Origin of the sequence: Sphingomonas sp. 22R3R2A-7, assembly GCF_036856055.1 — a bacterium.
Taxonomy (GTDB): Bacteria; Pseudomonadota; Alphaproteobacteria; order Sphingomonadales; family Sphingomonadaceae; genus Sphingomonas.
In genome coordinates, this window is sequence record NZ_JASPFR010000001.1 from 3863146 (window position 1) to 3875000 (window position 11855).

The following is an 11855-nucleotide window of genomic DNA, read 5'->3' on the forward strand; positions in this document are numbered from 1 at the left end:
TAGACCCGCACGCTATGGCATCGCTCGACAAGCCGCCCGTCACGACCTCCACGGTCAAATGGCGATTTCCCGCAGTCCATCCGGAAGGCTATAAATACGTCGCGATCGCGACCGGCATCACGCTGCTGCTGACGATGGTCAGCCATGTGCTGTTCTGGCCGATGGTCGGCGTCGTGATCTGGGTCGCGACCTTCTTCCGCGACCCCGTCCGCACCACGCCGCAGGGCGAAGGTCTGATCGTGGCGCCTGCCGATGGCCTGATCACGATGATCCAGCGCGTGCCGATCCCGCGCGAACTGGCCGGTGAGAACGGGCTGGGCGACGTGCCGCTCGTCCGCGTGTCGATTTTCATGTCGGTATTCGACGTGCATATCAATCGCACGCCGATCGCGGGCACGATCCGCCAGGTCGTCTATATCTCGGGCAAGTTCCTCAACGCCGACCTCGACAAGGCGAGCGAAGAGAATGAGCGTCAGCATTTCGTCGTCGAGGATCGCAACGGGATGCAGATCGGCTTCACGCAGATTGCGGGCCTCGTCGCACGGCGCATTCTCGGCTTCGTGAAGGCGGGTGACATGGTTGCGGTCGGCCAGCGGATCGGTCTGATCCGATTCGGCAGCCGGGTCGACGTGTACCTGCCCGATCATGTCGTGCCGCAGGTGTGCCTCGGTCAGCGCAGCATCGCAGGCGAGACCGTGCTGGGCCGCGTCGGCGGCGTGCCGGTCGGCGGCATCGCGCAGTGATCGACCACGATCCGGCCGTGCCGGCGGACGCGCGTGGTCCGATTCGATCCGGTCGACCGCGTCGCGCCCCGCGTGGCCTTCCACTGCGGGCCGTCGCCCCGAACGCGGTCACCGCGCTTGCGCTGTGTTCCGGCCTGAGCGGTGTGCGGTTCGCGATCGGTGGACAATGGGAGAGCGCGGTCGCGATGATCATGGTCGCGGGCGTGCTCGACGGGCTCGACGGCCGGATCGCCCGGATGCTGCACGGCGAGAGTCGATTCGGCGAGCAGCTCGATCTCGCTGTCCGATGCGATCTCGTTCGGCGTCGCGCCGGCGCTGATCGTCTATCTCTGGTCGCTCGCGGCACTTCCGCGTGTCGGCTGGATCTCTGCGCTCATATTCGCGGTATTCTGCGCGCTTCGTCTCGCGCGGTTTAACGCAAAGATCGACGAGAGCGATCAGCCGCATAAATCTGCGGGCTTCCTGACCGGCGTTCCCGCGCCTGCGGGGGCCGGGCTCGCGCTCATGCCGATGTTCTTCTGGTTCTGGACCGACGAGCCGCGTTTCGCGTCGCCCTATCTAGTGGCGCCGTGGATCGCGTTCGTCGCGCTGCTGATGGTATCGAGCATCGCGACCTATTCCTGGGGGTCGCTCAAGCTTCGCCGGAATGTCAGGTTCGAGGCGCTTGCACTCGTCGTCCTGCTCGGTGCGGCGCTGGTGAGCGCGCCATGGCACACGCTCAGCATCATCTGCATTCTCTATCTGATCTCAATGCCGTTCAGCATCGCAAGCTACGCCAAAGTCAGGCGGCAGCGTTCCAGCGGCGCGCGGGTGGCTGAACCGACGTCGACGCCCAGCGCCTGACCGCTATCCGGCGCTCGGCAACCGCCAGCGTCCGGAGTGGCTGGAAGGCGGGCTCGACGTTGCCGAGCGCCAGCCGGACGATACGGTTCCATTGCGGGGCGATCGCCGTGACGATCGTCATCCCTGCAACCCCGAATGCACCTGCGAATATCACGAAGCTCAGAACCAACATCACGTCCGCCTTCCTGTAAGTTGCGAACAATTCACTAACGTCCGCAAACACTTGGCCAGAAACTTCGTTCCGTTCGTCGCATTTTGATTCCCGTCATGCGGGGCCGAATCTGCGCCGAGTCGAACATCTGTTCCCCTCTGAACCCTTTATGTTCTCATTGCGTTCCGGCTGTCAAGCGACGCTCTGTGGCTTGTGTTTTGCCTGCCACCCGGTTAAGGGCCGCGCCTCTAACCCCGCATGGGAGGCATCATAGCCCGGTGCGTTTCGGTCATTCGGCCGGCACGTCATCCGCTTCCCAGAGGCACAACCGGAAGGATATATCCCTATGGCGGCACCAGTCGTCTCGATGCAGCAGCTCATTGAAACGGGCGCACATTTTGGTCACCAGACGCATCGCTGGAACCCCAAGATGAAGCCTTACATCTTCGGTGATCGCAACGGCGTCCACATCCTCGACCTCTCGCAGACCGTGCCGCTGTTCGCACGCGCGCTCGAGTTCGTCTCGTCGGCCGTTGCCGGTGGCGGCAAGGTCCTGTTCGTCGGCACCAAGCGTCAGGCGCAGGAGCCCGTCGCAGACGCCGCGCGTCGCGCAGGCCAGCACTTCGTCAACCATCGCTGGCTGGGCGGCATGCTCACCAACTGGAAGACCATCTCGGGTTCGATCAAGCGTCTCAAGACGCTCGAGGAAATGCTGTCGGGTGACACCGTCGGCCTGACCAAGAAGGAAGTGCTTCAGCTCACCCGCGAGAAGGACAAGCTCGAGCTCTCGCTCGGCGGCATCCGCGACATGGGCGGCATCCCCGACGTGATGTTCGTGATCGACGCGAACAAGGAAGAGCTGGCGATCAAGGAAGCGAACACGCTGGGTATTCCGGTCGTTGCGATCCTCGATTCGAACGTCTCGCCGGATGGCATCGCGTTCCCGGTTCCCGCAAACGACGACGCCGCCCGCGCCATCCGCCTGTACTGCGAGGCGATCGCGATCGCCGCGACGCGTGGCGGCCAGGAGCAGCAGCGCCGCACGGGTGCCGATATCGGCGCGATGATCGAGCCGCCGAAGGAAGAGGCTGTTGCCGAGCCGGTCGTGGAAGCTTCGGCTGACACGGCACAGGTTGCGGCGAATGCCGAGACCGCCGCAGAGTTCGCGGCCGAGGGTGAGCGCCAGATCGACGCATAAGCGTCGTCGCCGAACCGTCATGCGGGCGGGGTAGGGCATTCGCTCTGCCTCGCCCGCAACTACATTCAGACCTAAACAAGGATGAGAGACATGGCCGATATCACGGCAGCAATGGTCAAGGATCTGCGCGAAAAGAGCGGCGCAGGCATGATGGATTGCAAGAAGGCGCTCAGCGAGAACGCCGGCGACATGGATCAGGCGATGGACTGGCTGCGGACCAAGGGTCTGGCTGCTGCTGCCAAGAAGTCCAGCCGTACCGCGGCCGAGGGCCTGGTCGGCGTCGCCGTGTCGGGCACCAAGGGTGCAGCGGTCGAAGTGAACTCGGAGACCGATTTCGTCGCCAAGAACGACCAGTTCCAGTCGTTCGTCCGTGACGTGACTCAGATCGCGCTCGCGAAGGGCGGCGACATCGAGTCGCTCAAGTCGCAGGCGATGCCATCGGGCAAGACCGTCGAGGAAGTCCTGACGAACAACGTCGCGACGATCGGCGAGAACCAGTCGCTGCGCCGCTCGCGCACGCTGGAAGTCAGCAAGGGCGCGGTCGTGCCGTACATCCACAATGCAGCCGCTCCCGGCCTCGGCAAGATCGGCGTGCTCGTCGCGCTCGAATCGGAGGCGTCTGACGAGGTTCTCCAGGCGCTCGGCAAGCAGCTCGCGATGCACATCGCAGCGGCCTTCCCGAAGGCGCTGAACGAAGCGGACCTTGACGAGGGCGAGATCGAGCGCGAGCGCGCGATCGCGACCGAGAAGGCCGCCGAATCGGGCAAGCCTGCCGACATCATCGCCAAGATGGTCGAAGGCGGCATCGCCAAGTACCGCAAGGAGCATGCACTGGTCAGCCAGCTGTTCGTGATGGACGGCAAGACCAAGATCTCCGACGTCGTCGCCAAGGCCGGCAAGGATGCGGGCGCCGAGATCAAGCTGGTGGACTATGTCCGCTTCCAGCTCGGCGAAGGCATCGAGAAGGAGCAGTCCGACTTCGCCGCCGAAGTCGCTGCCGCATCGGGCGTCCCGCAGGCGTAACCTGACACTTTCCCTCGCTCCTACGGGGAGAGGGAAGGGGCCCGCGGCCAGTTGGCCGGGGGAAGGGTGAGGGGTGTGGCGGGGTTGCGAACCTCACGCCCCCTCATCCGGCCCTGCCGGGCCACCTTCTCCCTGCGGGGAGAAGAATAAGCCGGTGGCACTCCACCTGCCTCGTCATCCCCGCGCAGGCGGGGATCCACATCCTCCGCGGGCGGTGATCGATCGAGACGCCAGCCATTATGGGTTCCCGCCTCCGCGGGAATGACGATAGTTGTCGTGCGCGCACGACCGAGGCCGATGATTTTTCCGTCGAATTGCCGTCAGGAATCGGTGCAGGCGTCGCGCAGCGCTTCCCATCGTGGCGCTCGCCGCCTAAGGTCCGCGCCGCCCCGCCAATCACAATTCGAGATTTATGACGCTTCCGCGCTTCAAACGTATTTTGCTGAAACTGTCGGGCGAGGTCCTCATGGGACCGTCCGGCCTGTCGATCGATCCGACCGTCACCGCGCGTGTCGCCCAGGAGATCGCCGACATCAGAGCCAAGGGCTATGAGATCTGCATCGTCGTCGGCGGTGGGAACATCTTCCGCGGCATGGCCGGCGCCGCACGCGGCATGGACCGCGCGACCGGCGACTATATGGGCATGCTTGCGACCGTGATGAACGCGCTCGCGGTGCAGAACGCACTGGAGCAGATCGGCATCGACACGCGTGTCCAGTCGGCGATCCCGATGGCGAGCGTGTGCGAGCCGTTCATCCGCCGTCGCGCCGAGCGTCACCTTGAAAAGGGCCGCGTCGTGATCTTCGCGGCGGGCGTCGGCAGCCCCTATTTCACCACCGATTCGGGCGCCGCGCTGCGTGCTGCCGAGATGAAGTGCGATGCGCTGTTCAAGGGCACCTCGGTCGACGGCGTCTACAACGCCGACCCGAAGACTCACCCCGACGCGGTGCGGTACGAGACGGTGTCGTACAGCCGCGTGTTGTCCGACGACCTCAAGGTCATGGACGCGAGCGCGATCGCGCTGTGCCGCGACAACAATATCCCGATCGTCGTTTTCAACATTCGCGAACCCGGCAATCTCGCCGCGGTGCTGGCGGGTGATGGCGTGTCGACGGTTGTTCAGAACGAGCAGGAGAGTTAAGATGGCAGCGTATGACAAGAGCGACCTGGAACGCCGCATGGCGGGTGCCGTCGAAGCGCTGAAGCACGATCTGGCGGGCCTGCGCACGGGCCGCGCGTCGACCGCGCTGCTCGATCCGGTGATGGTGACGGTCTACGGCTCGTCGATGCCGCTCAACCAGGTGGCGACCGTGTCGGCGCCCGAACCGCGGATGCTGTCGGTGCAGGTCTGGGACAAGTCGAATGTCGGCCCGACCGACAAGGCGATCCGCTCGGCCGGCCTCGGGCTGAACCCGATCGTCGACGGCCAGACGCTGCGTCTGCCGATTCCCGACCTGACTGAGGAGCGCCGCAAGGAGCTCGCCAAGCTCGCCGGCCAGTATGCCGAAAAGGCGCGCATCGCGGTACGCAACGTGCGCCGAGACGGGATGGATTCGCTGAAGGTCGACGAGAAGAAAGGCGTGTTCGGCGAGGACGAGCGCAAGCGTCACGAAGTCGAAGTCCAGAAGCTGACCGACAGCACGATCGCTGATCTCGATGCGACCGCGACCGCCAAGGAAAAGGAAATCCTGGGCAAGTGAGGCCGTTGGCCTCTTCGACTGCGCCGTTGGCTGCCGTCCCTTCGGGCGGCGCGGTGCCGCGTCATGTCGCGATCATCATGGACGGCAATGGCCGCTGGGCGAAGAAGCGGTTCCTGCCGCGCTTTGCCGGGCACAAGGCCGGGGTCGAGGCGGTGCGCAAGGTGACGCGCGCCGCGCGGGCCATGGGGATCGAGGCGCTGACGCTGTACGCGTTCTCGTCCGAGAACTGGCGCCGCCCGGTCGAAGAGGTCAGCGACCTGATGGGATTGCTCCGGCATTTCATCCGCAGCGATCTCGACGAACTCGCGCGCGAGAATGTCCGGCTGCGCGTGATCGGCGACTATCACAGCTTTTCGCCCGATCTGGTGGCGATGGTCGATGATGCGATCGCGCGCACCGCGACCAACACCGGCCCGATCCTCGCGATCGCGCTGAATTACGGCGCGCACGCCGAGCTGGTGACCGCCGCGCGGCGCCTCGCCGAGCGTGCGCGCGACGGCTCGCTCGATCCTGCCGACATTGATGCGGCAGGAATCGAGGCCGAGCTCGACACGCACGACCTGCCGCCGCTCGACCTGATGATCCGCACCTCGGGCGAGCAGCGTCTGTCGAACTTCCTGCTGTGGCAGGCAGCCTATGCCGAGCTGCTGTTCGTCAACACTTTGTGGCCCGACTTCGACGGCGTCGCGCTCGCCGACGCGGTTGCAGCGTTTGGTCTGCGCCAGCGCCGTTATGGTGGGCTGTGACGCTTACCGACCCTGAAAAGGCGCCCGATCAGGCGCTTCGCACACCGTCGAACCTGCAACTGCGGATGATCGCGAGCGTCGCGATGATTGCGGTCGCGACAGTCGCGCTGATGATGGGTGGGATCGTCTTCTGGCTGCTCGGCGTGCTCGCCGCGCTGTTCATGATGGCCGAATGGTCGATGCTCCAGGGCGTCGATCGCGCGACCAAGCGGACCGCGCAGTTCGCGCTGTCGGTTCCGCTCGCGTTGATGGCGCCTGCATCGCTTATCATCGTCGTCCGCGACTTCTTCACGCTCGGGCTGCTGGCCGGGGCGACGTTCTTCGTGGTCATCATTACCCGCCGGCCGCGGCTCGCGCTCGGGGTGATCTATTGCGGGCTGCCCGTGCTCGCGCTGATGGTGATCCGCCGGCAGGACGACGGGATTCTCTATACGCTCTGGGCGCTTTCGCTCGTCTGGGCATGCGATATAGGCGCGTTCTTCACGGGGCGGACGCTTGGCGGTCCCAAGCTCGCGCCGGTGATCAGCCCGAACAAGACATGGTCGGGCCTGATCGGCGGGATCGTCCTTGCAAGCCTCGTCGCGGCCGCGCTGCACTATAGCTATGCTTTGCCGCTCCGCCTGGCGCTGGCGACCCCGATCCTCGCGGCATTGGCGCAAGGCGGCGATCTCTATGAGAGCTGGCTGAAGCGCGTTGCCGGCGTCAAGGACAGCGGCAATATCCTGCCCGGTCATGGCGGCGTCATGGATCGCCTCGACGGTCTCGTTCCCGTCGCACCGGTCGCGGCGCTGCTGATCCTGCTGCCGCACCTCCTGCCATGAAGACGATCACGATCCTCGGCGCGACCGGCTCGGTCGGGACCTCGACGCTCGACCTCGTGGAGCGCGAGCCCGATCGCTTCCGCGTCGTCGCACTGACTGCCAATTGCGACGTCGCCCGATTGGCGGCGGCCGCGATCCGTACGCGCGCCGAACTGGCGGTCGTTGCCGATGAGCGGTGCCTCGCCGATCTGCGCGCGGCGCTTGCCGGCACCGGTATCCGCGCGGGCGGTGGCGCGGACGCGATCGCGGAGGCCGCGTCGTCGGGCGCGGACTGGACGATGGGGGCGATCGTCGGATGTGCGGGGCTGAAACCCGTCATGGCTGCCATCGAGCAGGGCGGCACCGTCGTCATCGCGAACAAGGAACCGCTGGTATCCGCGGGCGACGTGATCCTGGCCGCCGCGGCGCGATCGGGCGCGGTGCTGCTGCCGGCCGATTCCGAGCACAACGCGATCTTCCAGTGCTTCGACTCCGCGCGCCCCGAAGGCGTGCGACGGATTATCCTGACGTGCAGCGGCGGTCCGTTTCGCGACTGGACGACCGAACGGATGCGCGACGTCACGCTCGAACAGGCGGTCAAGCATCCCAACTGGTCGATGGGCGCAAAGATCTCGGTCGATTCCGCGACGATGATGAACAAGGGGCTCGAGCTGATCGAGGCGGCCCGGCTGTTTCCGATCCCGCATGACCGGATCGAAATCGTCATTCATCCGCAGTCGGTCGTCCATTCGCTTGTCGACTATCAGGACGGATCGGTCCTTGCGCAGCTCGGCCCCCCGACATGCGGACGCCGATCGCGCACACGCTGGCCTGGCCCGCACGAATGGCGACGCCGATGGCGCCGCTCGATCTGGTCGCGATCGGCCGCCTCGATTTCGAAGCGCCCGACCCGGCGCGCTTTCCGGCGCTTCGGCTGGCCCGCGAGGCGCTGGAAGCTGGCGGCGCCCGGCCGGCGATCCTGAATGCTGCCAACGAAGTCGCGGTCGAGGCTTTCCTGCAACGACGTATCGGCTTCCTCGAAATAGCCGCAATCGTGGAAGATACGCTGTCGTGCTACGACCCGGGTGCGCCGGACAGCGTCGAGGCCGTGCTGGCGATCGACACCGAGGCGCGGATACTGGCGGACAAGCGGGTAAAGGATTGCGTGGTTTGATCGAAACGCCGGGTATCCTGTTGACGATCCTGTCCTTTGTCCTTGTGATCGGACCGCTCGTGTTCGTTCACGAGATGGGCCATTATTTGGCCGGCCGGTATTTCGGCATCAAGGCGGACGCCTTTTCGATCGGCTTTGGCCGCGAGATCGCGGGCTTCACCGACAAGCGCGGGACGCGCTGGAAGTTCGGCTGGCTGCCACTCGGCGGCTATGTGAAGTTTGCGGGCGACATGAATCCGGCGAGCCAGCCTTCTGCGGACTGGCTTGCGCTTCCGGCGGCCGAACGCCGGCAGACGTTCCAGGCAAAATCCGTGTGGCAGCGCGCGATCGTCGTTGCCGCGGGGCCTGTCATTAATTTCATCGTCGCGATCGTCATACTCGGCGGCTTCGCGCTCGCTTATGGCGATATCCGCATGCCGCCCGTCGTTGGCGCGGCGATGCCCGGCAGTCCCGCGGCCGCGGCAGGGCTCCAGGCGGGAGACCGCGTTACCGCGCTTGGCGGCCGCTCGATCGAGACATTCGACGACATGGCCCGCTTCGCGCAGAATCCGTGCCGGCGAACGCGTCCGCATCGACGTGACGCGCGACGGGCAGCAGATCTCGCGCGACCTCGTCATCGCAACCGACCTGCAGCGTGACCGCTTCGGTAACGAGTTTCGAGTCGGTCGGCTCGGGATTGCCGGGTCCAAGCCCGTGATCGTTCCCGTCAGCCTGATCGAGGCCCCCGTCGTCGCGGTCAAGCGGACGGGCGAGATCGTGTCGATGATGGTGGAAACGCTCGGCCAGGTGATAACCGGGCGGCGTTCGGTCAAGGAACTCGGCGGTCCGCTCAGCATCGCCAAGGTGTCGGGCGAGCAGATGTCGCTGGGGATCGAGGCCTATGTGTTCCTTATTGCCCTCGTCTCCATCAATCTGGGGTTCATCAATCTCCTGCCAGTGCCGATGCTGGATGGCGGACATTTGTTTTTCTATGCGATCGAGGCGGTTCGCCGCCGGCCTGTCGGACCGGAGGTTCAGGAATGGGCTTTTCGCGGCGGGCTGGCGGCCATTCTTGCGCTCATGCTTCTCGTGACCTTCAACGATCTGGGCAATTTCGGCCTGTGGAAGAATCTGGCCGGCTTGATCGGGTGACGCGGTTAGGGCAGGGCGGGCGCGCCCTTGCGTATGCAAGTTTCTTGGGGTGGGTTTGGTGACAGCGATCAACGGTTACACTTTCGCGCGTAACGGCGCCCTGCTTCTGGCAGGAACTATGCTGTCCGGCATGCCCGTCTGGGCACAGACCGTACCGGCACCTGTCGCTCGGTCGACGGGACCGGCGGCCGCGCGACCTGCGGCTACCCCTCGACCTGCAGCTACAACGCCCTTGGCGGCTCCTGTATCCCAGACGCTGATCAAGACTTTGCGCGTCGAGGGTTCGCAGCGCATCGAGCCGGAAACGGTACTCAGCTATACCAAGCTGCGCGTCGGGATTCCGTACACCGCCGAAACGCTCGACCAGGCGCTCAAGGACCTGCAGGCCAGCGACCTGTTCGCGGACTATTCGATCTCGGGCGTGGAGGATGGCAACATCGTTCTGCGCATCCGCGAGAACCCGATCATCAACCGCGTCATCCTCGAGGGCAACAAGGCGCTCAAGGCCGACAAGATCACCAAGGAGATCAAGCTCGCGCCGCGCCAGATCTTCACGCGCACCGCGGTCCGTCAGGATATCGCGCGGATCATCGAGCTGTATCGCCGGCAGGGTCGCTTTGCTGCGGTCGTCGACCCGAAGATGGTCAATCTCGATCAGAACCGCGTTGATGTGGTGTTCGAGATCAGCGAAGGACCAAAGTCCAAGGTCCGTCAGATCAACATCCTCGGCAACGAGGTGTTCTCGGACGACCAGATCCGCGGACAGATGGCGACCAAGCAGGCACGTCTGTTCCGCCTGCTGTCGTCCGCGACGAGCTATGACCAGGATCGCCTGAGCTACGACCAGCAGAAGCTGCGCCAGTTCTACCTGACCGAAGGCTATGCCGATTTCCGCGTCACGTCCGCCGTTGCCGAACTGACGCCGGACAAGAAGGACTTCATCATCACCTATGTGGTGGAGGAGGGTAAGCGGTATAAGTTCGGCGACGTCACCGTCGACAGCCAGATCCGCGATTTCGACAACAAGAAGCTCGCGTCGACGCTGCCGCTCAAGAAGGGCGAATGGTACAATGCGAAGCTGGTCGAGGATTCGGTCGACAATCTGAGCCAGACCGCGGGCCTGTTCGGCTATGCGTTCACCGAGGTGAACCCGGAGTTCCAGAAGGACGCCGAAACGCTGACGATGGGGATTAACTTCAACATCGCCGAAGCCAAGCGTACCTATGTCGAGCGCGTCGAGATCAACGGCAACACGCAGACGCAGGACAAGGTCGTGCGTCGCGAGATCCGCCTTGCCGAGGGCGACGCCTTCAACAGCTTCCAGGTCAAGCGTTCGCAGGATCGCATCAACTCGCTGGGCTATTTCCAGGACAAGATGGAGATCAAGCAGACGCCGGGTTCCGCACCCGATCGCGTCATTCTCGAGACCAATCTCGAAGAACGGTCGACCGGCGAGCTTCAGCTGTCGGCGGGCTATTCGAGCCTCGAACGCTTCATCATCCAGGCCAACATCACGCAGCGCAACTTCCGCGGCAAGGGGCAGGAACTCCGCGCCGGTGTGAACTATTCCAGCTATTCGAAATCGATCGAACTGGGCTTTACCGAGCCTTACCTGTTCGACAAGAATATCGCGATCGGCGGCGACATCTTCCGGCGCGATTTCAACTCGTTCAACTATGTCGGCAACGATCGCCAGACGACCTATTCGCAGGTCTCGACCGGCTTCCAGATCCGCGCCGGCGTGCCGCTGACCGAATTCTGGTCGCTTTCCGGTCGATACGGCCTGTCCTATGACGAGGTCGGCCTCGACCAGGCCTCCTATTTCACGAACGGCGAGTGCGACCGGATCAAGGCCGGTCGCTACCTCTGCGAAGCGCTCGGCAATCGCTGGACGTCGTCGATCGGCTATTCGCTGATCTACGACACGCTCAACAGCCGTTTGCGCCCGACGGCTGGACAGCGCTTTTCGTTCAGCCAGGACTTCGCCGGTCTCGGCGGCGATGTGAAATATATTCGTACCCGCGCCGAAGGGTCGAAGTTTTGGAACCTCGGTAGCGGTTTCATCGGGTCGATCATCGCCGAGGGCGGTTATATCCATTCGCTCGAGAAAAGCGGCGACGAAGGCGTCGACCGCGTCCGGATTACGGACCGCTTCTATCTCGGCGAACCGCAGTTCCGTGGTTTCGACATTCGCGGCGTCGGACCGCGCGTGCTGCGCCAGCAATATGTCACCGCGGCGGATGGCACGCAGACCGTCGTGACCGATCGTAACCAGATCGTCGATGACGCGCTCGGCGGCCGGGCCTATTACTTGGCGCGCGCGGAAATCGAGATCCCGTTGGGTTC

Annotated in this window: 9 protein-coding genes and 3 pseudogenes (1 of these 12 running past the window's edge); 11 read left to right on the top strand and 1 reads right to left on the bottom strand. The window is 64.5% G+C overall.

All coding sequences use genetic code 11. The features are described 5' to 3' along the window. Nucleotides 1–14 precede the first annotated feature (14 nt). Complete coding sequence (locus QP165_RS18575) at nt 15–743, top strand: phosphatidylserine decarboxylase (RefSeq protein ID WP_333996756.1); 729 nt, start codon at nt 15–17, stop codon at nt 741–743. A gap of 41 nt (nt 744–784) precedes the next feature. After that, nucleotides 785–1586: pseudogene (locus QP165_RS18580) on the top strand (CDP-alcohol phosphatidyltransferase family protein). Here QP165_RS18580 and QP165_RS18585 read toward each other — a convergent pair. Further along, a complete protein-coding gene (locus QP165_RS18585; protein WP_333996757.1) occupies nt 1525–1758 on the bottom strand; it encodes a hypothetical protein in 234 nt (77 codons plus the stop codon). The pseudogene QP165_RS18580 and the gene QP165_RS18585 sit on opposite strands and share 62 nt — an antisense overlap. 325 nt (nt 1759–2083) lie before the next feature. Here QP165_RS18585 and rpsB point away from each other — a divergent pair, with 325 nt between their 5' ends. The 9 genes and pseudogenes from rpsB to bamA form a co-directional block, all read left to right on the top strand. After that, nucleotides 2084–2935: a 30S ribosomal protein S2 gene (gene rpsB / locus QP165_RS18590; protein ID WP_056021946.1), complete on the top strand. Its 852-nt coding sequence runs from the start codon at nt 2084–2086 to the stop codon at nt 2933–2935. Nucleotides 2936–3025: 90 nt separating this feature from the next. Continuing rightward, nucleotides 3026–3958 (top strand): translation elongation factor Ts, encoded by a 933-nt coding sequence (gene tsf, locus QP165_RS18595; RefSeq protein WP_056417135.1) that lies wholly within the window; start codon nt 3026–3028, stop codon nt 3956–3958. A gap of 412 nt (nt 3959–4370) precedes the next feature. After that, nucleotides 4371–5099 carry a UMP kinase gene (pyrH, locus tag QP165_RS18600; protein WP_333996758.1) on the top strand — a complete coding sequence of 243 codons (729 nt, stop codon included), beginning with the start codon at nt 4371–4373 and terminating at the stop codon, nt 5097–5099. Between the two features lies 1 nt (nt 5100). Beyond that, nucleotides 5101–5658, top strand: coding sequence for a ribosome recycling factor (gene frr, locus QP165_RS18605; RefSeq protein ID WP_056021953.1), 558 nt, complete (start codon nt 5101–5103; stop codon nt 5656–5658). Between the two features lie 26 nt (nt 5659–5684). Further along, nucleotides 5685–6404: an isoprenyl transferase gene (locus tag QP165_RS18610; protein ID WP_333996759.1), complete on the top strand. Its 720-nt coding sequence runs from the start codon at nt 5685–5687 to the stop codon at nt 6402–6404. Between the two features lie 65 nt (nt 6405–6469). After that, a complete protein-coding gene (locus QP165_RS18615; protein ID WP_056022404.1) occupies nt 6470–7225 on the top strand; it encodes a phosphatidate cytidylyltransferase in 756 nt (251 codons plus the stop codon). After that, nucleotides 7222–8378, top strand: a pseudogene (locus QP165_RS18620) (1-deoxy-D-xylulose-5-phosphate reductoisomerase). Before QP165_RS18615 ends, QP165_RS18620 begins: the two are co-directional and overlap by 4 nt. Next, a pseudogene (rseP, locus tag QP165_RS18625) lies at nt 8375–9509 on the top strand (RIP metalloprotease RseP). The pseudogenes QP165_RS18620 and rseP overlap by 4 nt, the downstream one beginning before the upstream one ends. Nucleotides 9510–9627: 118 nt before the next feature. Further along, nucleotides 9628–11855, top strand: the 5' portion of a protein-coding gene (gene bamA / locus QP165_RS18630) for an outer membrane protein assembly factor BamA (protein ID WP_333996760.1). Its footprint extends 484 nt past the window's final position; the window shows 2228 of its 2712 coding nt (coding positions 1–2228); its start codon is at nt 9628–9630; the stop codon falls past the right edge of the window.